16 protein-coding genes and 1 pseudogene are annotated in these 22,645 nt (G+C 63.8%); 10 read left to right on the top strand and 7 right to left on the bottom strand.

Translation table 11 applies throughout. From position 1 onward, the window contains the following. Nucleotides 1–1,302: an McrB family protein gene (locus AC1RDJ_RS24970; RefSeq protein ID WP_493029035.1), complete on the bottom strand. Its 1,302-nt coding sequence runs from the start codon at nucleotides 1,300–1,302 to the stop codon at nucleotides 1–3. A 505-nt stretch (nucleotides 1,303–1,807) separates the two neighbouring features. Between AC1RDJ_RS24970 and AC1RDJ_RS24965 the strand changes: the two genes are divergently transcribed. Further along, the gene (locus AC1RDJ_RS24965) at nucleotides 1,808–2,734 is read left to right on the top strand and encodes a bifunctional helix-turn-helix transcriptional regulator/GNAT family N-acetyltransferase (protein WP_493029034.1); all 927 of its coding nucleotides are present in this window, start codon (nucleotides 1,808–1,810) and stop codon (nucleotides 2,732–2,734) included. 207 nt (nucleotides 2,735–2,941) lie between these two features. Continuing rightward, the gene (locus tag AC1RDJ_RS24960) at nucleotides 2,942–4,003 is read left to right on the top strand and encodes a GGDEF domain-containing protein (protein WP_493029033.1); all 1,062 of its coding nucleotides are present in this window, start codon (nucleotides 2,942–2,944) and stop codon (nucleotides 4,001–4,003) included. Here AC1RDJ_RS24960 and AC1RDJ_RS24955 read toward each other — a convergent pair. Next, entirely contained in the window at nucleotides 4,000–4,239 is a 240-nt protein-coding gene (locus AC1RDJ_RS24955) for a hypothetical protein (protein ID WP_493029032.1), read from the bottom strand. The two genes, AC1RDJ_RS24960 and AC1RDJ_RS24955, sit on opposite strands and share 4 nt — an antisense overlap. Nucleotides 4,240–4,483: 244 nt before the next feature. Here AC1RDJ_RS24955 and AC1RDJ_RS24950 point away from each other — a divergent pair, with 244 nt between their 5' ends. Together AC1RDJ_RS24950 and AC1RDJ_RS24945 are read left to right on the top strand one after the other, a co-directional pair. Continuing rightward, the gene (locus AC1RDJ_RS24950; protein ID WP_493029030.1) at nucleotides 4,484–5,494 is read left to right on the top strand and encodes a hypothetical protein; all 1,011 of its coding nucleotides are present in this window, start codon (nucleotides 4,484–4,486) and stop codon (nucleotides 5,492–5,494) included. A 172-nt stretch (nucleotides 5,495–5,666) separates the two neighbouring features. Continuing rightward, nucleotides 5,667–6,818 (top strand): AI-2E family transporter, encoded by a 1,152-nt coding sequence (locus tag AC1RDJ_RS24945; RefSeq protein ID WP_493029029.1) that lies wholly within the window; start codon nucleotides 5,667–5,669, stop codon nucleotides 6,816–6,818. A 129-nt stretch (nucleotides 6,819–6,947) separates the two neighbouring features. Here the strand turns inward: AC1RDJ_RS24945 and AC1RDJ_RS24940 are convergent, their stop codons facing one another. From AC1RDJ_RS24940 to AC1RDJ_RS24930, 3 genes are all read right to left on the bottom strand, one after another. Beyond that, entirely contained in the window at nucleotides 6,948–8,684 is a 1,737-nt protein-coding gene (locus AC1RDJ_RS24940) for a methyl-accepting chemotaxis protein (protein ID WP_071326141.1), read from the bottom strand. A 349-nt stretch (nucleotides 8,685–9,033) separates the two neighbouring features. After that, nucleotides 9,034–10,650 (bottom strand): toxin-antitoxin system YwqK family antitoxin, encoded by a 1,617-nt coding sequence (locus tag AC1RDJ_RS24935; RefSeq protein ID WP_493029028.1) that lies wholly within the window; start codon nucleotides 10,648–10,650, stop codon nucleotides 9,034–9,036. Between the two features lie 40 nt (nucleotides 10,651–10,690). Continuing rightward, nucleotides 10,691–11,605: a DMT family transporter gene (locus AC1RDJ_RS24930; protein ID WP_071326139.1), complete on the bottom strand. Its 915-nt coding sequence runs from the start codon at nucleotides 11,603–11,605 to the stop codon at nucleotides 10,691–10,693. 103 nt (nucleotides 11,606–11,708) lie between these two features. On the opposite strand from AC1RDJ_RS24930, the gene AC1RDJ_RS24925 reads away from it, so the two are divergent. From AC1RDJ_RS24925 to AC1RDJ_RS24915, 3 genes are all read left to right on the top strand, one after another. Continuing rightward, nucleotides 11,709–12,497, top strand: a complete 789-nt coding sequence (locus tag AC1RDJ_RS24925) for an AraC family transcriptional regulator (protein WP_493029027.1) — start codon at nucleotides 11,709–11,711, stop codon at nucleotides 12,495–12,497. Between the two features lie 118 nt (nucleotides 12,498–12,615). After that, the gene (locus AC1RDJ_RS24920; RefSeq protein ID WP_071326137.1) at nucleotides 12,616–13,215 is read left to right on the top strand and encodes a MarC family protein; all 600 of its coding nucleotides are present in this window, start codon (nucleotides 12,616–12,618) and stop codon (nucleotides 13,213–13,215) included. 31 nt (nucleotides 13,216–13,246) lie between these two features. Continuing rightward, entirely contained in the window at nucleotides 13,247–13,786 is a 540-nt protein-coding gene (locus AC1RDJ_RS24915) for a DinB family protein (RefSeq protein ID WP_071326136.1), read from the top strand. On the opposite strand, the gene AC1RDJ_RS24910 is transcribed toward AC1RDJ_RS24915, so the two are convergent. Both AC1RDJ_RS24910 and AC1RDJ_RS24905 read right to left on the bottom strand, forming a co-directional pair. Next, nucleotides 13,757–14,950, bottom strand: coding sequence for an MFS transporter (locus AC1RDJ_RS24910; protein WP_493029024.1), 1,194 nt, complete (start codon nucleotides 14,948–14,950; stop codon nucleotides 13,757–13,759). The genes AC1RDJ_RS24915 and AC1RDJ_RS24910 overlap by 30 nt on opposite strands. Then, nucleotides 14,947–16,143: a serine hydrolase domain-containing protein gene (locus AC1RDJ_RS24905; RefSeq protein ID WP_493029022.1), complete on the bottom strand. Its 1,197-nt coding sequence runs from the start codon at nucleotides 16,141–16,143 to the stop codon at nucleotides 14,947–14,949. The genes AC1RDJ_RS24910 and AC1RDJ_RS24905 overlap by 4 nt, the downstream gene beginning before the upstream one ends. Nucleotides 16,144–16,254: 111 nt before the next feature. On the opposite strand from AC1RDJ_RS24905, the pseudogene AC1RDJ_RS24900 reads away from it, so the two are divergent. The 3 genes and pseudogenes from AC1RDJ_RS24900 (at nucleotide 16,255) to AC1RDJ_RS24890 (ending at nucleotide 22,570) form a co-directional block, all read left to right on the top strand. Beyond that, nucleotides 16,255–17,143: pseudogene (locus AC1RDJ_RS24900) on the top strand (LysR family transcriptional regulator). A gap of 207 nt (nucleotides 17,144–17,350) precedes the next feature. Then, complete coding sequence (locus AC1RDJ_RS24895; RefSeq protein WP_493029021.1) at nucleotides 17,351–19,057, top strand: methyl-accepting chemotaxis protein; 1,707 nt, start codon at nucleotides 17,351–17,353, stop codon at nucleotides 19,055–19,057. Between the two features lie 174 nt (nucleotides 19,058–19,231). Then, nucleotides 19,232–22,570 (top strand): DEAD/DEAH box helicase, encoded by a 3,339-nt coding sequence (locus AC1RDJ_RS24890; RefSeq protein WP_493029019.1) that lies wholly within the window; start codon nucleotides 19,232–19,234, stop codon nucleotides 22,568–22,570. Nucleotides 22,571–22,645: the final 75 nt, after the last annotated feature.

The following is a 22,645-nucleotide window of genomic DNA, read 5'->3' as shown; positions in this document are numbered from 1 at the left end:
TTAGCCCTTCGCGGCAGCGGTGTCCGGCGGCGGATTGCAGAGCCGCTCGATGAAGTCATCTGCATGAGCAACAAACTGGCCGAAGGTCCGCATCGCGTTACGCTCCAGATTGAGCCGCTTGCAGAGCGGCGTCTTGTCACGGTCGAAGACGTTATCCCAGAGGTACAGGAACAGCTTGCCGACCACGTCGCCTTTGGAGATACGCGGCGCCAGCTGCTGTTCGGCGATGCATGACTCCAGTGCTATCACGAAGTCCTCGATCAGGACCGGGCCGTCGGACGACGGTTCGAAGTTTTTGCGCGACTTGGACTTGTAGTAATGCGATACCGGATCGGCCGCGATCTTCTTCAATACGCTGGGGCCCTGGCTAGGCTGGTAGCCCGCCAGGTCATGTACTTTCTGTTGCATCGCGCCGCCCATCTTGGCGGCGAACGCCAGCAGTGCCTGTTCAAATTTTCGGCTATGGTCAGCGCCATAGTTGTAGATGGCCACCTGCGGCGCCATTTCCTTTAACTGCGCCAGATCGGCACTGCAATCGAGCGGCGCTTTCTGGGCCTTGATGAACCAGGGGCCGACCAGCTTGTCGTCAAGCTTCGGCGCGCTGCAATTCTCCACAATGAACCTGTTCAGCGCATCCACAAACTGCTTGAGTGTGTACATGCTATGAGGCCCGAACAGCCGCGCGTCACGCTGCTCGGCCGGCACGTCGTCAAAGCCGCAGGACAGGAATTCAAAATTCCAGCGGCGCTTGAATGCGCTGTCCATGAAATAGATCGACTCGTCACTGGTATTCATCGTGCCGATCAGGTAGAGGTTAGCGGGCAGCTTGAGCTGCCGGGCCGCCATCAACTGCTTGAGCGGCTCGCTCCACTTGCCATTATCGTGCCCCAGTGCGTCGAGCTCCTGGCGAAAGGCGCCAATAGTCAGTTCCGAGACCACGATCTCATAGCACGAGCGGCCATCATCATCGCGGTCGAGTAGCTGGAAGGTATCGCCGAAAATCTCGGCGCAATTGCCACGGTTGATTTCGTCGATCAGCAGCACGACATTGCGTTCGTCATCCGCATAGGCCAGCGCCAGCGCGCGCAGGAACGGTCCCGCATGCACCTTGTAATGGATTTTGCCGTCCACGCTCATCGGCAACAGCCGCGCCACGAACTCGCCATAGGAGAACTCGGGGTGAAATGCGACAGGCACCAGTTGTGCACCCAGATCCTTCACCTTCACATGCTTGGCCGTGTAACTCTTGCTGGTGCCGGGCGGTCCAAACAAAATCAACTGGTGCGGAGCGACAACGGTCATCGAACTTCCTTTCTCGTGGAGGCGACTGAACTGCGGAGGGGGTGCAAATTATTACACATTAATTTCCGAAAGAAAACATTCCATGTTTAGCATGTCCCGGCTATGGACGCGCGGTGCGCCGCATTGCGCCGGCGGCGATGCTGCGACAAGATGGCCGGTCCGTCACGCTACCGATAAGAGCTGCCTTGTCCACACTGCCGCTGATTGCCTGCCACGCTAATGTTCCGGACTGTTCCCGACCTTTTCTTGCGCAATCGCCGCGCTCACGCGGGTAAGGCACTCGTCTTGAAGATCCTTGTGTCGCCGGTCCGGTTCCGCCCCGGGCCGGGCCGGGCCGGGCCGCCAAGCACATGCCTGGCGAAAGGCCAGCCATCACCGCTTGGCCTTTTATTTATGGATGTCGTAGTCCTCGGCTCCGGTCCATCGCCCCCCGGCATACACTGCATTGACATAGTTGCTAAAAGCAAGCAATAATCTGCCATAAGCAAGCAACTGGAGCCAGCCCATGCACACAGACCTACTCGGCGAGCGTACGGAGATCGTGCGTCGTTTCAACCGTTTCTATACGCACCAGATCGGCGTGCTACACGAGCACTTGCTCGACAGCGCGTTTTCGCTGACGGAAGTGCGCATCCTGTATGAACTGGCGCACCGGGAGCAACTGACCAGCGCGGACCTGTGCCGCGAGCTGGGCTTGAACGCCGGCTACCTGAGCCGTGTCATTGCCGGCTTCGAAAAACAGGGGCTGATCGCGAAAACGCGCTCGCCCACCGATGCGCGCGCGGTGCAGTTGCAGCTGACCGAACAGGGCCAGCGCACCCTCGCCCCGCTGGTCGATGCGTCGCGGCGCGAAGTGGCGGCCATGCTCGAGCGCCTGCCGCCCACGGCGCAGCAGGCGCTGGTCGAGGCCATGGGCCAGATCCAGCGCCTGCTGGGCGCAGCACCGCCAAGCTCAAGCTATCTCCTGCGCAATCCGCAGCCGGGCGACATGGGCTGGATCATCCACCGGCAAGCCGTGCTGTATGCACAGGAATATGGCTGGAACAACGAGTACGAGGGCCTCGTCGCCGACATCCTCGCCAAGTTCGTGCGGGAATTCGATCCGGCCGTCGAACGCTGCTGGATTGCCGAAAAGGACGGCAAGGTGATCGGTTCCGTCTTCATCGTGCGCCAGGATGAAGCAACGGCAAAGCTGCGCCTGCTGTATGTCGATCCCGGCGCGCGCGGCCTGGGCATCGGCAGCCGCCTGGTCGATGAATGCCTGCGCTTCAGCCGCCAGGTTGGCTACAAGAAAATGGTGTTGTGGACCAACAGCATCCTCACCGATGCGCGCCGGATTTACGACAAGGCCGGCTTCCAGCTGGTCGAGGAAGAAGCACATCACAGCTTTGGCAAGGACCTGGTCGGCCAGGTGCTGGCGCGCGACCTGTGACGGCGATGCGCGCTTGCCGCGCCGCGGTATGTCGATGTGGCGGCGGCAGGACAGTCGCCGTCGAATTCCTCACCCAGCCCACCATTTCCCCAAAGAAACCAGTACACTAGTTCCTGAGCGCAACTAATTTTGCGCGCGCACCATGTCGCCTGCCGTTGCCGGGAGGCGCCCCTGCCGCAAGGCTTGTTGTCTGCCTGGACGAATGCAATGTGGACTACGCGCAGCCTGTCGCCTGCCTTCTATTACCTGTTCTTTTCAGGAGAACGGGAGCAACAGCAACGCTTTTTCAGGGAACTGCATTTCATTTCGATAGCCATCCTGACCTTTGGCCTGGCTTGCTGGATCGTCACCTTCAGCGTCACGCAGCACCGCGCTTCGCTCGATTACGCGAACGCGGCGCTGGCCGGGACGGGCATGCTGATCGGCCTGGTACTGACCAGGTATGCGAAGTCGCTGCAAGCCATCATCGTCAGCGGCACCATCAGCGTGCTGTTCATCAGTTTCGGCTTTCGCGTGCTGATGCTGGGCACGGAAGACCCCGCCTTCTGGGTGCTGCCGCTGGGCGTGATGATCACCCTGACGACGGCGCCCATCTTCAGCGGCATCGCGTATTACCTGGGCGTATCGCTGTGCGTGTGGGCCATGCTGGGGTTGGGGCAGTTTCCCGTGCATGCGGGCCAGGCTGACCAGCATTGGCCCGTGCTGGCCGTCACCATCAGCGTGATCATCGGCCTGGCGCTGAATATCTATTTTCTCGTCTTGCGCATCCACAACTACCGGTCCCAGCGCGAACTGGCGACGATGGCCTACAAGGATGGCTTGACCGGGCTCAACAACCGCCGCATGTTTACGCAAAGCGCACGCGTGCTGCAGCATACGGCGCGCACGCCCGCGTACTTCCTGATGATCGACATCGACGACTTCAAGCAGATCAACGATGTGTACGGCCACGACGTGGGCGATGAAGTGCTGAAAAAGATCGCCGGCGTGATCGCGGAACTGTCCGGCGAGCACTTGTGCGGCCGCCTCGGCGGCGAGGAGTTCGCCGTCATTTACCAGGGGGAAAAGAATGCGGCCTGCGCCTTTGCCGCGCAACTGGTCGACAGCGTCGAGGCGGCCTTCGTACTCGAACGCAAGGTGTCCGTGAGCATCGGCGTCGCCGAGCTGCTCAAGGAAGTCGACTTGTCGCACAGCTACCGGCGCGCCGACGAATCGCTGTACCTGGCCAAGAAGAATGGCAAGAACCGCTACGTGCTGAACGCTGCCTAGGCGCCGCCGTCCGGCGTGGCATCGAGCAGCGCCAGCAAGGCTTGCGGTGAAATCTTCCACGGATCGCGCCGCTCGGGATCGACCTCATACCAGCTGTCCTGGGCGCCGATCTTGAGGATGGTCAAAGGAATCGCCTTGGCCTCAAAGAACGCCAGCATGCGGCGGATCAAGCGGCTGAGCTTCACGTGCTCGTCCGTATACAAAGGACAGGTATAGAAACAACCAGTCTCCCCCATGCGCAACATCCTGGCCGTGCTGACGCGCGACCTGCCTACGAGCTTGTGCAGGAATTCGCTAACGTCGGCAACATCGTCATCGGGGACGGGAATACTGCAAGAGATGGTGATCTGGGCCATGGCAACGCGGGACGGTGATTCAATAGCCAAGCTTAGCAGAAAGCATTTCATTCCTGAAATGCTAAGATCGCGCCGCGCGCATGCCGGCACACGGACCAGCATGGCGACTCGACAAGGACCGCCATTGAACGCCCCCGTAAACACCATCATTGCCCTGCTGTCGCTGTGCGCCGCCCTGGGCTCGCCTGCGCTGGCGCTGGCGCAAGCGGCCGAGGATGCCGCCTTCGTGGCCGCCACCGTGCCCGTGCCATCGCCGCCGCTGCCCCTGAACGCGCATCCCGAGATCCGCGCCGACGTCTTCAAACTGCTCGGCTATGCACGCGGTAACTATACGCAGGGCGATACCCTGGTCGCGCTGCAGGTGCTCGACAGCATGCGTTCCTTGCATGATATCCAGCGCACCATGCTGCCCGACGGGCGTTCGGTGCTGGCATCCATCAATCCCGGCGCGCTCGGCGCGCAGCGCGCCGCCATGCTGTTCGACCCGCAACGCAAGCTGTTGGCGCTGGGCTTGGTCAACGGGCATTGCCAGGCCGATATCGGCAATGCCGCGCCCGCCTGCCTGCCATCCACGCACGCCGTGCTGACGGTGTTCGTGCCGCCGGGTGCCGAGGATGACATGGCCGCACCGCTGCTGGTGTGGGCGCGGCAGTTGCCGCCCATGCTGGCCCAGGCCCAAGCCGCAGGGGAGCCACGGCAAATGATTGCTGCGGTGGAATACATCACCACGCGCCCCGGCCAGCCCGGCTGGGAGCCACGCGACGTGCCGCCCGGCTTTCCCGCCAGCCTGCTGCATTTGCTGCTGCCAGCCGCCGAGTTCAACAGCAGCTCCAGCGGCGGCAAGATCGTCGCCCCGGCAAGCCTGGCCGGTTTGCCCATGCGCACGCCCACGGAGGCTGCCGCAGCCGGCGACGAGCCCGTGCCCGACGCCGACATCACCGTGCGCAGCTATGCCGATTTCCACTGGGTGCTCAACACCTACGCCAGGCTGGCCAAGGGCGCGCACGTGCAGGGCCATGACGAAAAAGTGGTGTTCAGCGGCAACGACGCCAGCGGCCGCTACACGGTGACCCTGCGCGAACCGGACAAGGAGAACGGTGTCTTCATCACCGTGGCCAGCTGGCGCGGAAAATAGGCCGGCGGCGGGTACGGACAGGGGAAAGCATTGCCATCGCGCACAGGAACATGGCATTTTGGCATTTTGCGGTATGATTTCCCACCGTGCGGCGCTGCCCGATCCCTGCCCTGCCCACCTCCCCCATCAAGCAAAGCCACGCTTGAGTAGCATTCTGTCTGAAGGAACTCCTATGTTCGGTTTTAACTTGCGCGTCGCCAAGATGGTGTGGACGGCCTTCCTCATCCTCCTCTTGCTGTTCATCACCTACCAGGTGTCGTCGACCCTGATCGTGGTGGTGTTTGCGATTTTTTTCAGCTACCTCGTGTATCCGCTGATCGAGCTGCTGGAGCGCCATGGCCCGAAGCGCTTGCCGCGCACGGCCGCCATCGGCATTGTCTTCCTCGTGGTGGTATTGCTGGTGGCCATTTTGGGCTCGATTTTCGGCGCCCGCATCGAGGAAGAGGCTACCAAGCTCAGCGCACAATTGCCGACTCTGCTCAAAGGCAATAACTTTGCCGAACGCATCCCGCTGCCCGAGTTCATGGAACCGTTGCGCGCCCGCATTTTGTCCTTCATGCAGGAGCAGCTGAGCAGCGGTACGGGGCAGGCGATGCCGCTGGCGAAGGAAATCAGCCTGGGCGTGATGCACGCGGCCAGCAACCTGATCTACCTGGTGCTAGTGCCCGTACTGAGCTTTTTGCTGATCAAGGAAGGCCCGGACATGCGCGATGGCTTGCTCTCGCTGCTGAACCGCCCGAACAAGAAACTGTGGGGCGCCATCATCGACGACCTCGATGTGCTGCTGTCGCGCTATGTGCGCGCCCTGCTGCTGCTGTCGATCGCCACCTTCGTGTCCTACAGCATCGCCTTTTCGCTGATGGGCGTGCCATACGGCCTGTTGCTGGCCGGCGCCGCTGCCTTGCTGGAATTCATCCCGTTTGCCGGCCCGCTGGCGGCCGCCATCATCGCCGTCGTCGTGGCCGGTTTCAGCGGCTACGAGCACGTGTTCTGGCTGATCGGCTTTATCGCCGCCTACCGCCTGTTCCAGGATTACGTGGTCAACCCGTATCTGATGAGCGAAGGCGTGGAAGTGAGCCCGCTGATGGTGATCGTCGGCTTGCTGGCCGGCGACCAGCTCGGCGGCGTGGTGGGCATCTTCCTGTCCGTGCCCGTGATGGCGGCCATCAAGATCGTCTTCGTGCGCGCCCGGGCGGCCTTGCAGGCGCGCCACGATGCCTTCGAGAAAGCAGAACAGGCGGCGGAAGAAGCGCGCGCCCAGGCCCTGGCTGAGGCGGCGCTCTTGCAGGAACAGGGCAGCAAGGTCACCCTGGAACAACAATAATTTAAAGTCAACAATACCTAACAAACCGTGGCAGGCGGCAGCAGCTCGTGGCCGAGAAGCGCACGGTGCCAGAGCACAGTGCGCATCGCAGGCCGCAAGTTACGACGCGCAGCAGGTTTTTAGGTGTTGTTAAAACTCTTCCCATTCACCGCTGCTATCCGCGGCGGGCTTGGCGGGACGCGGTTTTGCAGCAGCGACAGGTGCTGCCGCGGCGCGGGCCGTCGCCAGGCGCAGGGCCGGGCGCGGCGCGGCCGGGCTGGCGGCGGCCGCCACGGCCGGCTTGCGCAAGGCGGGTTTGGCCGCGGCCGGACCGCTGTGCGCGGCGTCCAGCGTGAAGATGCTGACCATCTCGGCCAGCGCGGCCGCCTGCTCCTGCATCGATTCCGACGCGGCCGCCGCTTCTTCCACCAGCGCCGCATTCTGCTGCGTCACGGTATCCATCTCCGCCACGGCCTGGTTGATCTGGCCGATGCCCAGTTCCTGTTCGCGGCCGGCGGCGCTGATTTCGCCCATGATATCCGTCACGCGGCGGATGCTGGAGACGATCTCGTCCATCGTCGTGCCCGTCTGGCTGACCAGCTCGCTACCGGCGCCCACATTCTGCACCGACGCTTCGATCAGCATCTTGATGTCCTTGGCCGCGCTGGCCGAGCGGTGCGCCAGGTTGCGCACTTCCGTGGCGACGACGGCAAAGCCACGGCCCTGCTCGCCGGCGCGCGCCGCTTCCACGGCCGCGTTCAAGGCCAGGATGTTGGTCTGGAAGGCGATGCCGTCGATGACGCCGATGATGTCGGCAATCTTTTTCGACGATTCGCTGATGGAACCCATGGTGTCGACCACTTGCGCCACCAGCGCGCCGCCCTTCACGGCCACCTCGGAGGCGGAGACGGCCAGCTGGTTCGCCTGGCGCGCATTGTCCGAGTTCTGTTTGACGGTCGACGTCAGCTCTTCCAGCGAGGACGCCGTTTCTTCCAGGCTCGAAGCTTGCTGTTCCGTGCGGCTCGACAGGTCCAGGTTGCCCGAAGCGATTTCATTGCTGGCCGTGGCGATGGCGCCGCTGCCGTCGCGCACGCCGCGCACGGTAGTCGACAGGCGTTCCTGCATCTGTTTCAAGCCCGTCAGCAAGGCGCCCATCTCGTCGTGGCGCGCGATGACGATGTCATTGGCGAGGTTGCCGTCGGAAATGGCGCCGAAGTGGCGCAAGGCCTGGTCCAGCGGGCCGAAGATGGCGCGCAGCAAGAGAATGCTGGAAATGACGATCAGCAAGCCGCCCACCACGATGCCGATGATGGCCATCGTCACTTGCGTGTGGTAGCTGGCCTGGCTGTCGGCGTACATCTTGGCAGCCGAGCTTGCTTGGTATTGCGTCAAGGTTTCAGCCGCCTGATCCAGGCTACGATACAGGGGTGACAAGCCCGTCATCATCAGGCTGTCCGCCTGCGCGATATTGCCCTCGCGCAAAGCCTTGCCCATTGCCAGCACGCCATTGTTGATATAGTCGCTGCGCTTCTTGTCCATGTCGTCGGACAGGCGCTTCTCTTCCGTGCTTTGCGGCAAGCCCAGATACAGTTTCCAGGCCTTGTTCGACGCTTCCAGGAATTGTTCGGAACGGGCCAGGGTATCCTTGGCGTCGGCGGCATCGGGATGCACCATCACGCGGTCCATCGTGAAACGGGCGCGGCCCAGGGAAATCTGCGATTCGCCGATGGCCTGCGTCGATGCCAGCTGGTTGCTGTACACCTCGTTGAGGCTATTATTGGCCGATTTCAGCCCGATCATGCTCATGGCGCCCAGTACGGCGATCAGCAGGCCCAGCACACTCATGGTGGCAATCAGGCGCATCTTTATTGTTATGTTCGACAACATGCTCTTCCTCGGTAAGGGCGCAACCATCCACACGCTTGCCAACGAAGATCGCGGCAAACGCCAGATAGGCGGGTCAGGTGAATTGTTCAGGACAGGTCGATACGGCGTGTGCGGCAGCAGGGGGAAAGGCGGCCAGCGCATATCGTCAGGAGTGCAATACAGAGCAACAGGGTTGAGGTTTTCTGTATTTTTAATTTCCTGACTGCAAGATACAGAAAAAGATTACCAGTAGCAATATCCAGTATGGATTTTCACGCTTTGTAACAAGGAGATGATGTTTTTTGCGCAGAACTGGCGTTCCGGCGACGCACGAGGTCGCGCCGGCATGCCATTTATGTTAGTCAACAAGTTAATACATGGTTTCTTCGATGAGCTGGCCATCGTCGCGGAAATATTGCTGCCGCCCCGTTTTCTTGCCCATGTTGTAACTGCCTATCTGCTTCGGCTTGCCGTTCTGGAAATTCTCGATGCTGACGCCGTGCAGCACGCCCTGGTGCCAGTGGCGGTGAAATTGCGGCGATTCGCCGTCCGCATAAAACAGGGTTTCCGCGCCATCGCGCTTGCCGTCGGTAAACGTGCCCTGGTAACGCCGCTTGCCATCCGGATAAAAACTTTCCATCGGGCCGTCAAGCACGCCCAGGCGATAATGTTCAACCAGCTGCAGCCGGCCATCGGCCGCGTATTGCTCCAGCTTGCCGTCCGGTTCGCCATCGTGCATGGTCAGCACTTGCCAGCCGCCATCCGGCGTCGCCTGCTTCCACGGTCCCTGTTTCACGTCATCGACGTAATTGCCGCCACCGCCAGGTTGGAGCCACTGGCCCTGCTTCTTGCCATTCACATAGTTACCCTGCCAGTGCACCACCGCGCCGATGCGGCGCTCGCTGGGGCCGTCCAGCCTGTCCCTGGCAAAGGTATCGTAGCCCTGGTAATTGCCCTTGCCCTCGTCGCGCCACTCGGCCACGCCTTCGCTCACTTGCCAGCGCCCCGTGCGCTGGCCGTTGAGCATCTGGCCTGTCGTGGTTTCCTCGCCGCTTTCATACGTCCACTGGCCTTGCGCCTTGTCGTCGACAAAGGCGCCAGACGAACGGATGGTGAGCGGCTCCTCGTAGTGCCATTGCCCCGTGCGCTTGCCGTGCGCATATTGTCCACGCGCAAACACGCTGCCCGTGCAGCAATTCACCTCGTATTCGATGAATAGTCCATCCTGGCTGGCGGCAAAACGCTGGGGCTGCGTTTCCCAGCTGATCCACCTGACGTGATAACTGGGCGCGCGCCCCCCTTCCCACCCCTTGCCCAGCAGATAGGTGACCGTGAGGAAAAGGCCCGCCTTTTCCTGAAACGTTTTTTTATAGGCAAACGCGGGCGCTGCCGTCGGCTTGCCGGGCAATAACTCGCCATCGATATTGAAATAGCCGACCAGCTTGCCATGGCCATGCTCGATGGCATCGAATTCGGCCACGCCCGTGGGCGCATACGCAATGCTGTAATCGATCAGCTGCAGCGATGCCAGCGCGGCGCGCAGCCGCGCCTCGTCCATGGACCTGGCCCCGCGCACGATGGCGTCCAGCGTCGGCTGCAGGGCGGCAACCTTGAACATCCTGCCGCCGCTACGCTCGTAGCGATAGGCATGCAAGCCATAGGCACGGTTGCCGGCGCTGCGGCTGAGGACGAACGTGGTTTCGCCTTCGCTGTCAAGGTCCAGCTGGAACACGGCCTCGATGCTGGCCTGGCCGTACCTGTCCAGGTTCATGCGTTTTTCGCTGTCGCCATTGCACTGGCAGTAGTAACCGTTGACCTCGCCATTTTCGCGCAGGAACGCCAGCACCACGCCACCGTCGCGGCGCTCGACAACACTGGCGGTGGCCATCGGCTGGCCTGCATAGAAGCGCGCCGCGGCCTGGACCGGCGCCAGGGCGCCCAGCGCCAGCAGCGCCGCCATCGTGCTCATCAATACTGTTTGCCGCATGCCAGCTCCGCTACCGAAAACCGCCATTATGCATGGCCATTCAGGCAAGGCCCGACACCCGAGCACGCCGGCCGAACAGGGGCCGCTGCACCGTTTGCGCCAGCAGCACGCCCAGCAGCGAGATGCCGCCGCCGACCAGGTGGTAAATACGCATGCTTTCATGCAACCAGACGATCGCCAGCAGCGCCGTCAGGATCGGCAGCAGGTTGACATAGATGCTGCAGCGGTTCGGCCCCAGCAGTTTGACGCCCTCGATCCACAGGTAGGACAGGACAATGGAGGAACCGATGCCCGCATAGCCGATCAGGGGCAGGGTGGTGGCGTCGAGCCTGGCGCTGCCCGCTGGCAGCAGCAGGAAAAACGGCAGCATGCAGGCCAGGGCCGCCAGCGCCTGGCAATAAATGGCTTGCCAGGCGGGAACCGATAAGCGCCAGCGGCGCAGCAGCACGCCGTACAGGGCAAAGATCAGGCAAGCGAGCAGCATCAAGGCGTCGCCCGCATGCACGCCCTCGTGCAGCAAGGCCAGCACGTCGCCGCGCCCCACCAGGTACAGCAAGCCGCCGAACGACAGCACGCCGCCGGCCGCCATGCCCAGGGTCAATCGCTCGCCCAGCAGCAGCACGCTGAGGATGGCCGTCATCAGGGGCGCCAGTGCCGTGACGATGGCCATGTTGGTGGCCGTCGTCGATTCGGCGGCGCGGTAGGACAGGCTCTGGAACAGCGCCATCGACATCAGGCCGCACAACGCCAGCTGCCACCACTGGCGCCGCAGCGCCGCGCGGTTGCGCCACAGGGGACGGGCAATAAACGGCGTCATCACGAGCAGCACCAGCACCAGGCGGTAAAAGGTGATGGCCGTGGGGGCGATGCTGGACGCGGCCAGCTTGGACACGACGACGTTGCCGGCCCACAGCAGCATGGCCAGGAAGGGATACAGATAGGCGCGCACAGGCATGCGAGGCTCCATAAATAATTGCGGGTATTCATCATGCCGCAGGCGCGCCGCGCCTTCTCGCGCTAATATGTCTGTACCTATCGTAAAACTGACGCTCATAGACATGGAATGTAGCTCGCCCGCCTTTCAGGAATTGCTGCCCGTCACCGCGCGCGCCATGGCGCTGGCCGTCGACTATGCGCATGGCCACGTCATTTCCGTGCACCGCCACACGCATGCGCAGTTGCTGTACGCCATAGAAGGCGTGATGACCATCGAGACGCAGGGCGGGCGCTGGGTGGTGCCGCCCACGCGCGGCGTCTGGCTGCAGCCGGGCGTCGCGCACCAGGTGCGCATGAGCGGCGACGTCAAGATGCGCACGGTGTTTGTCGACTGCGCCAACTCGCCGCTGCTGCCGCGCCACAGTTGCGTGCTCGATATCAGTCCCCTGCTGCGCCAGCTGGTCGTGGCGGCCGTCGATATCGCGCCCGATTTCACGGAAGGCAGCCGCGACTGGCATTTGCTGCAATTGCTGTTGCATGAACTCGACAGCCTGCCCGTGCTGCCCCTGTATCTGCCGTTACCCGTGGATGCGCGCCTGCGCGGCATCTGCGCGCGGCTGATGACGGCGCCGGGCGAGCAGGTGACGGTGGCCGCCTGGGCGCAGGAGCTGGCCATTACCGAGCGCAGCCTGCACCGCCTGTTCCAGAAACAGACGGGCATGCGCTTTGGCCAGTGGCGCCAGCAAGCCCGCTTGCTGCGCGCGCTGGAACAGCTGGCGCGCGGCGGCAAGGTGATCGACGTGGCCATGGACAACGGCTACACGAGCCAGAGCGCGTTTACGGCCATGTTCAGGAAGCATTTCGGCACGACGCCAACGGCGTTTTACCAGGCAAAGGCAAGCGCGGCGTAAATAAATGCTGCTATGCATCAATAATCATGGGCGATTGCCGACAGGCTTGTTATCATCGCAAGCCTTAATGAAACCGCGCCCATCCTGGCAGCGGTTTTGACCCTTTTCAGCCATCACCATGACACAGAATTTCTTCCAGACATTTATCCTGCTCTTGCTCGTCACCGACCCGTTCGGCAATGTTTCCCTGTTCGTCAATGCCCTGAAACGGGTGCCCGTCGAGCGGCGCTGGAAAGTTGTGGTGCGCGAGTGCATGATCGCCTTCGGCATCTTGCTGCTGTTCATGTTCTTCGGCCGCCACTTCCTGAACGCCTTGCAATTGTCGGAAGTGGCGCTGCGCATCGGCGGCGGCGTGATCCTGTTCCTGATCGCCATGCGCATGGTGTTTCCACAGCCGAGCGCCGGCAATAGCGACCACGAGATGGGCGGCGAACCGTTCATCGTGCCGCTGGCCATCCCCGCGCTGGCCGGCCCGTCCGCGCTGGCCACCGTGCTGCTGTTTTCCTCGCATGAAATGAACGAAGTCATCGCCCACGTGGCGGGTCTGACGGCCGTGGCCGTCGTCTGGCTGGCCGTCTTCCTGTGCGCCGAACGCCTGCAGCGGGCGCTGGGTCCAAGAGTCATGACGGCGTTCGAGCGCCTGATGGGCTTGATCTTGACGGCGATGGCCATTGAAATGTTGCTCGCTGGTATACGCGCGTTCCTGAAATCCGTTTAAGCTTATTTTTCATCCACTTGAAGGAGTCGTCATGTCTCGTTGTGCCCACATTTGCCTGATGGCCGATTACAACCAGTGGATGAATGCCAAGGTCTACGCGGCGGCGGCCGGCCTGCCGCCTGCAGAGCTGCAGCGCGAGCGGGGCGCTTTTTTTGGTTCCCTGCTGGCGACCCTAAACCACGTGATGGTGGGCGACACCCTGTGGCTGCAGCGCTACGCGCAGCACCCGGCCGGCTTTCCCCTGCTCGATCCCATCCGCGCCATCACGCCGCCCAGCTCGCTGACACAGCCGCTGTTCGCGGCCGACGATTTTGCCGCCATGCACGCACACCGGCGATGGCTGGACCAGCTCATCGTCGACTGGGCCGCCTCCATCGCGGAAGCCGACCTCGACCACCTGCTCGATTACCGCAACAGCAAGGGACCGAACCGGCGCGAATTTTTCAGCCTGCTCATGCATTTCTTCAACCACCAGACGCATCACCGGGGCCAGGCCAGCACCCTGCTGTCGCAAGCGGGCGTGGACATCGGCGACACGGATTTACTGTTTCGCATCCCCAACCATATCTAGCTGCCGCATGGGCAAGCGATACAGCCACGCCTTGAGCGCGATCAATGCCAGCGCCAGCGCGCCGAGCAGCACGCCGCAGCCGAGCGCCGCCTGCAAGCCGTGGCGGGCGATGGCCACGCCGCCCGCCAGCGCCCCCAGCGTCACGCCCAGGTTGATGGCGGCGATATACACGCCGATGGCGAACGCGGGCGCCTCGCGCGCTTCGCTGCTCAGCCACACTTGCGTGACGATCAGGCCGCTCGTGTGCGCCGCGCCCCAGAACAGCAGCAACACCATCCAGGCGGGCCAGCCGATGTCCGCGCCCGCATAACGGTACAGCAGGCAGTACGCCAGCCCCAGCAGCACGGGCTGCAGCAAGACCGTGCGCAGCACGTGCGTGCCCAGCTGGCGCCCCGCGCACAGATTGCCCGCCACGCCGCCGACGCCAAACACCACCAGCGCCAGCCCCGTCTGGCGCGCCGTCAACAGCGCCACCTGCTGCAGATACGCGGCCGCATACGCATACACGGCAAACATGGCGGCAAACACCAGCACGGCGGCGGCAATCGTCAGCCACAACGCGGGCTTGCGCAGCACGGCCAGCTGGCGGCCGTACGCCAGCGGCGCTTCCCGCGGCGTCTCGGGCAAGAACAGGAACACACCCAGCGCCGCCAGCGCATTGACGAGGGCGCAGGCGAGAAACGATGCCTCATAGCCATATTGCGCGGCGATCCAGGTGGTCAGCGGGATGCCCAGCACCATGCCCATGCTGGTGCCCGTGAATGCATGCGCGCCGGCCCGCGCCGATTGCTGCGGCGGATACAGGGCGGCGGCGGCTACCATGGCCAGCGAGAAATACACGGGGTGGAACAGGGCCGGCACCACGCGCAGCGCCAGCAGCAGCTCGAACCGCGGCGCATGCGCCGACGCCACGCTGGCCAGCGCGAACACCAGCAGCGACACCACCAGCACGCGCTTGCGGCGCCAGCGCGTGGCCAGCAGGACGAGGAAGGGACCGCCCACGGCGATCACCAGCGCGAACAGACTCACCAGCGCCCCCGCGCGCGCCGCCGTCACATCGAAACGCTGCATGATCATCGGCAAGATGCCGACGACGCCAAACTCGATGCAGTACACGCCAAACAGGCCCAGCGCGAGAAAGACGACGGGATGCGGGCGCGTCATCGCAACGCTCCGACGCCAGCGTCGTTGCCGCCATAAATGGCCTGGCACAGCGCATCGACAAACGGTCCCGCCATGCCTTCCAGCGCCGTGTTCGTGAACGCCACCACCGACAATTCACGGGCCGGGTCGACAAACCAGGAATGGCCATACGTGCCGCCCATGCGCCAGCTGCCCGCCGCTTCCGGCGTGGCGGCCAGTTGCGCATCGTTGAGCACCGTAAACCCCAGGCCGAAGCCGCGCCCGGGCCAGAACGGCAAGTCGAAACCGCCCGTCTGGCTTTCTCCCATCTGGCGCGCCAGCTCTGGCGGCAACAGCGGCGCGCCGCCCTGGCGCAAGGTTTCCAGCAGGCGCATGAAGTCGGGTGCCGACCCCACCATGCCGGCGCCGCCCGATGGATACGCATGCGCGTCGCGGGCGCGCGCCGGCGACAGGGTAAAACCGGCCATGCCGTCGAGAAACGGCAAATGCTCTTCCCCCGCGTCCAGCAAGCGGCGCGGCTGCGTTTCTCCCGCCGCGCGGTCCGCATACGCCACGGCCAGGCGCGCCGGCTCCGTGGCATGGAAAGCCGTGTCGCGCATGGCCAGCGGCGCCGTCACCAGCGCTGCCACCGCCTGCGCCAGCGGCATGCCGGCCGCCTGCTCGATCACGGCGCCCAGCACGTCGGTGGCGATCGAATACGCCCAGCGTTCGCCCGGCGCATATGCGAGCGGCAGCGTGGCCAGGCGGCGCAGGTTCTCCTCCAGTGAAATAGCGGACGCATCCATGCCATCCGAGACGCCCGCCCGCGCATACGCACCGCCCGGCGGCTGGAAGAAGCCATAGTCGAGCCCTGCCGTATGCGTGAGCAAGTGCCGCACGGTGATCGCCGCCACCATGCCATCCGGCTGGCGCGGCGCAAAATACGGCAGCCAGCGCACCACCCGGTCGTCCAGCCCCAGGCGATGCTGCCCCACCAGCGCCAGCGCGGCCGTCGAAACGATGGGCTTGCTGACGGACGCCAGGCGGAACAGCGCGTCCTCGCGCATGGGCGTGCCCGCCTCGCGGTCCAGCTGGCCGGCGGCGCGCCGGTAGATTTCCTGGCCACGGTGGCGCACCAGCAGCACGGCGCCCACCAGGCGCTGCTGGCGCAACACGGCATCCAGCAAGGGATCGATACGGGCGGACAGCGCCGCGCAAGAGAAGTCGGGAGTCATACGGCAGCCTTTCAAATGATCAGGCCTCCAGCGTAAGACGGCCTAGATAAAAGAAAAACAGGCTATAGTTTCTGTCTGAGCGGACTCCGACATCCGCAATCAAGGGTAAAAATGGATAACCTGGCGGGATTCACGGCCTTCGTGCAGGCGGCCGAAACGCGCAGTTTTGTGGCGGCGGGCCGCGTGCTCGGCATTTCCGCCTCGGCCATCGGCAAGAGCATCGCGCGGCTGGAAGAGCGCCTCGGCGTGCGCCTGTTTCACCGCAGCACGCGCAGCATCGCGCTGACCAGCGAAGGCACGGTATTTCTCGAACGCTGCCGGCGCATCCTGGGCGAGATCGAGGCGGCCGAGCAGGAATTGTCGAATAGCAAGAGTGCGCCCCGGGGCCGCCTGCGCGTCAGCCTGCCGCAGGTGGGGCCTGCTCAACCCCGTGCTGGCCGCGTTTGCGCGCGCCTATCCGCAGGTGGAACTCGACCTCGATTTCAGCGACCGCCGGGTCGATGTGATCGAGGAAGGCTATGACGCCGTCGTGCGCGCGGGCGAAAGCGCCGACAGCCGCCTGATGAGCCGCCAGCTGGGCCAGTTCCAGCTGCAACTGGTGGCCGCACCCGCCTACCTGGCGCAGCACGGCACGCCGGCCGTGCCCGCCGAGCTGGCCCGTCACACGTGCCTGCTGTACAAGTTTCCCAGCAGCGGCAAGGTCGAGGCCTGGCCCCTGGCCGAATGGCCGGCCCTGCACGCGGCCGGCTTGCCGGTGCTGCTGAACTGCAACAATGTCGATACCCTGCTGCACTTTGCCGAAAGCGGCCTGGGCATCGCCGCACTGCCCGACTTTGCCGTGCGCGCGGCACTCGGCGCGGGCCGCCTGCATGCCGTGCTGGGCGCACACCGCCAGCACGACGGCGCCTTCCGCATCCTGTGGCCCAGCAGCCGCCACCTGACGCCAAAGCTGCGCGCCTTCATCGATTTCCTCGCCACCCGCGTCTTTCCGGACGCCTGACTGGCCGCCAGCCGGCGCGCTCGTTGTTTCCACACGACAACTTATTTCATTTGCTGCCAATTCTTTAATTTTTCGCTAACTTGATACAATTATTTGTATTGCCGTGTGGAATTTTGAGGAACAATTACAGGCTCGCCGTCTTACGTATAAACCCGTAGCCTTGGCCTGTCCGACGTTTCCTCTTACTTCAGAAACACGAAAGCAATCATGTCACTCACACACTATAAAATCGGCACCCGGCTCGGGATCGGGTTTGCTGTCGTTCTCGGCTTGCTGGTAGCCGTCTTGCTCGTCGGCCTGTATTCGATGGCGCAACTGAGCGAGCGCACGCATGACATCGTTGCCGACAAAAACGTCAAGATGGCGGCGGCCAATACCATGAGCGACAACGTGCGCAACATTACCCTGGCCATCACCAGCGTCGTGGTGGCGCCGACGGAAGCGCTGGTGCAGGCGGAACTGGCGAAGATCGGCGAAGCGCGCAAGAAATACGGCGCCGCCAAGGAAACCCTGCAAAAGAAAATTGCGACGGACAAGGAAACGGCGCTGATGGCCGAACTGGACGCGGCCCTGAAATCGGGCGCGCCGCTGAACAACAAGGTCATCGAGCTGCGCAATGCGGGTCAGACGGAAGAAGCGATCGCCGCGCTGACGCAGCAGGCGGCGCCCAGCCTGAAACGCGTGTTGTCGGCGCTCGACAGCCTCGTCGCGTACGAGGGCGAGCAGGCGGCGCAGGCGGCGGCCGACGCGGAAGCGCTGAGCGTCAGCGCGCGCGCCTTCATGATCACCCTGGGCAGCGTGGCCGTGCTGCTGGGCGCCTTTGTCGCCTGGATCATCACGCGCTCGATCACCCGTCCCATCAATGCGGCAGTGGCCGTGGCCGAAACCGTGGCCTCGGGCGACCTGTCGTCGCACATCGTCGTCAATTCCACCGATGAAACGGGCCGCCTGCTGGGCGCCCTGAAAGCCATGAACGACAGCCTGCTGGGCGTGGTGGCGCAAGTGCGCCATGGCACGGACGCCATCGCCACGGCGTCGAGCGAAATTGCCGCCGGCAACCTCGACCTGTCTTCCCGCACGGAAGAGCAAGCCAGTTCGCTGGAAGAAACGGCGTCGTCGATGGAAGAACTGACCTCGACCGTGAAACAGAATGCGGACAATGCGCGCCAGGCGAACCAGCTGGCGAAAAGCGCGTCGGAAGTGGCCGTGCGCGGCGGCAGCATCGTCTCGCAAGTGGTCGACACCATGGGCACCATCAACGAGTCGTCGCGCAAGATCGTCGACATCATTGGCGTCATCGACGGCATCGCCTTCCAGACCAACATCCTGGCCTTGAACGCGGCCGTCGAAGCGGCGCGCGCCGGCGAGCAGGGCCGTGGCTTCGCCGTCGTCGCCACCGAGGTGCGCAACCTGGCGCACCGCTCGGCCTCGGCCGCCAAGGAAATCAAGGAACTGATCGCCGCTTCCGTCGCCAACGTGGACACGGGTTCGCGCCTCGTCAATGAAGCGGGCCAGACCATGGGCGACATCGTCGACAGCATCGTGCGCGTGACCGACATCATGGGCGAAATCACGTCCGCCACGCACGAACAGACGATAGGCATCGAACAGATCAACATGGCCATCGCCCAGATGGATGAAGTGACGCAGCAAAACGCCGCCCTCGTGGAAGAAGCGGCCGCCGCTTCGCAAAGCATGCAGGAACAGGCGGGCGAACTGGCGCACGTGGTGGGCTTCTTCAAAACAGGCAACCATGTCGCCAGCGTGAGCAAGCTCAGCCCTGTGCGCACAGCCACGGCAGCGGCAAAAATCGCGCCGCCGGCGGCCAGGCCCGCGCCCGCGCGCAAGGCGATCCCGGCCGCGCCAGCGCGCCGCAGCAATGCCGCCGCCGAGAGCGAATGGGAAGAGTTTTAACGAGTAGCAACATCCTCGCTACGGGAAAGCCAGGCAGGAAGTTGCTGCCTGGCTTTTTTTCGTCTGCTAATACCACTTTTTTTGCGGCAAAGGCCGCGCAATAGGCAAAAGTGCAAAACGTGCACCGCGCATACGCTTTACAATCCTCGCTCGCTTTACAAAATATTGGTCATCATGAATCAGGCAGAACAGCAGCGCCTCCTGGCTATCCTGGAGTATTGGCACAAGATCGAATTCTTTATCCCGTTTGACCTGAATCAAATCACGGAAGTTGAAGACCAGTCCACCGTGCGTCTCCTTCACCGCGAACAGCTGGCGCAATTGCCGCCGCAGTTCGCCACGCAATGGCAAGTGCCGTCCGACCGCGAAATCGACGGTTTCCAGCTCTTCCTCGGCGTGTTCGACAAGGCGGAAATCAACAAGGCCTGTCCGCCCTCGGGCGGCCCGGAAAATATCGCCGAAACGGAAAAAACAGAGCTGAACGGACGCTCGTGCTTTGCCCGCCTGAGCCTCAATGCGCTGGGCGAGCCGCAGTTCGACCCCGTCTCCATTTCCACGCTGCCGTGGGCGCTGGGGCGCGCCCGCACGCCGGACTGGTCCGGCCTGAGCCTGGACGCCTTCAGCGACAGCCAGCTGGCGCTGCAAGACCGCCTGCGCAACTTCGCGGCCAGCCGCGCTGCCCAGCAAATCACGGACGAGGCCGGCAATGTATCGTCGCCGCTGTCCGGCATGGACATCGCGGCGCTGGCCGACCTGCTGATGGACTGGGCCAACTTCCACCCATCCGCCGCCCAGCCCTTGGCCGTGCTGCAAGTGCGCACGCGCAAGAAACGCCCCGCCGGCGACGCGCTCGACGCCACGGAAGCGAGCGCCAACCGCACCCTGGACTTTGGCGACGCGGTGGAGCCGTCCATCGATATCCTCAACAGTTTTTACCTCGATGACCTCGAGCACATCATCCGCACCTTGCGCGGCGGCAAGCTGCCTGCCACCGTGGCCGCCTACCTGACGCCGCTGGCGCAGGACGAGCGCATCGACCTGTACAGCCCGGCCGGACGCGAAGCGCTGGCCGCCATGCTCAATCCGGCCAATATGAACCGCGGCCACTGGCTGGAAGACGCCAGCTACGCCATGAGCCTGATGCAGCAGTTCGCCATCCACGGCGCGCGCACGGGCTTGAGCGAACGCGGCATCTTTTCCGTCAACGGCCCGCCGGGTACGGGCAAGACGACCTTGCTGCGCGAATTGTTCGCCGACAACATCGTGCGCCGCGCCAGCGTGCTGTCCTGCCTGGACCGCGCCGCCGACGCCTTCATCGGCAAGGTGGCCGTGGCCTTCGAAGGCGTGCGCGACCCGATCACCATCGCCCGCTTGCGGCCGGAACTGACGGGCTTTGAAATGGTCGTCGCCTCGTCGAACAATGCGGCCGTGGAAAACATTTCCGGCGACTTGCCGAAACCGAAGCAGCTGGGCAAGGAATGGGCGCGCACGCGTTACTTTGAAAGCGTGGCGCGCCGCGTCGTGGCCGACGGCAATGGCGCCAATCGCCCCCTGACCGAGGAAGAAGCGCCGTGGGGCTTGATGTCCTGTGCGCTGGGTAATAGCGCGAATCGCCGGCGCTTCGTCAGCAATTTCTATGACGACGACTGGGACAAGAATACGCCGCGCAAGACGCCGAACGCGCAGAATATCCGCCAGTGGCTGGCCAGCTACCAGGGCGTCAGCTTCGCCCAGGCGGCGCGCGAATTTCGCGAGACGGAACACGTGGTGGAAAAGGCACTGGCCGAGCACGCCCAGTACGCGGCCCTGTGGCAAGCCGTGGGCACGTGCACGGAAGCGCAATTCATCGACAGCAGCCAGCAGGCGCTGATTGCGGCAGAGCAAGAGATGGATGGGGCGAATGGCGCCCTGGCCACCGCGCTGGCACAGCAGGACACCTTGCTCGCCAGCAAGAAGGAATTGCTGGAAGAGGAACGCCTGGTGGCGCTGACGCAGCCGGGCTTTTTCGCCCGCTTGTTCCGCACGGCACCGGCGCGCGCCTACAAGGAGGCCGTCGTCGCCAACGCCGAGGCGCAGCGCCAGGCCGCGCGCGACGTCTCCGCCATCAAGCTGCTGCTGAAAGGTGAACTGGAGCCGCGCTGCGAGCGCGCCCGCAACAGCCTGCATATCGCCCTGCGCACGGCGCAGTCGCGCCAGCGCGAATGGGACGACAGCACGGAACTGCTGCGCCGCGCGCGCATGCGTTTCCCCACCATCGTCGCGCCCGCTACCCTGGAGGAGCTCGATGGCGAGGCGCTGCAAATTGGCGGCCTGTGGCATGAACCGGCGCTGGCCCGCTTGCGCTCGCGCCTGTTCGCCAAGGCCCTGGCCCTGCATGAGGCATGGCTGGCGGAAGTGGCGAAGAAGGGCGGACCTGGCTTTGGCGGCAACTTGCTGGCCGTGTCGAAATTGCTGAAAAACAAGCGCGCCTATGAGCAGTCGCACATCGCCATGGTATGGCATAGCCTGTTCATGGTCGTGCCCGTCGTATCGACGACGTTCGCCTCGTTCGCGCGCCAGTTCCAGGGCATGGGTCCCGAATCGCTGGGCTGGCTGTTCATCGATGAAGCGGGCCAGGCGCCGCCACAGGCGGCGCTGGGCAGCCTGTGGCGCGCCAAGCGTGCCGTCGTCGTCGGCGACCCGCTGCAGATCGAACCCATCTTCACGGTGCCGGACCGCCTGGTGCAGACCTTGTCCGCCCTGTCGCCGCATACGCAGGACGGCGGCTACGCGCCGACCTGCGTTTCCGTGCAAACCCTGGCCGACCGCGCCAACCGCTATGGCGCGACGGTGGCGGCCAGCAGCGCACAACCGTTGTGGATAGGCAGCCCCCTGCGCGTGCACCGCCGCTGCGTGGAACCGATGTTCTCGCTAGCCAATAGCATCGCCTATGAAGACAAGATGGTCTATGGCTTGAGCGAACGCACGCCGCCAGCCGGCGCGCGCGGACTCACGCGTGGCCCCAGCCGCTGGATCGATGCCGCCGGTCCCGTCAGCTACAAGCAGGTGGTGCCCGTGCAGCTCGATTTCGTGCTGGAAGTGCTGCTGAAACTGTACCGCCGCGACGGCAAGCTGCCCGAGATGTATGTCATTACGCCCTTCAAGGCCGTGCGCAACGAATTGCGTTCGCGCATCATGGACCTGGACTGGGACCGCCGCCTCGGCTACGGCAAGGCGCCCACGGCGCGCGAACTGCGCCAGTGGAGCAGCCAGATGGTGGGCACCGTGCACACCTTCCAGGGCAAGGAACAAAGCGTGGTGATGCTGGTCCTCGGCGCCGACGACAGCACGGCCGGCGCCGCGCAGTGGGCGGCCGCCACGCCGAATTTGCTCAACGTGGCCCTGACGCGCGCGCAGCATCATGTGTACATCGTCGGCAACCCCTTGCTGTGGGGACAGTTGCCGCATTTCGCGCCCGCCTGCGCGCAATTGCCGCATACGGGCATGCATGAGTTCTTGGTGGAGATGGGTTGACGTCACCTGGCCATGCCTTCCTGCGTAGCTCGGATTAGCGCGGCAACGCTGCGCGTAATCCGATATCTGCGCTAC

This window comes from Janthinobacterium sp. GW822-FHT07H10 (assembly GCF_058798675.1).
The sequence above is the reverse complement of the archived record's forward strand: the minus strand, read 5'-3'. Positions and strand labels throughout refer to the sequence as shown.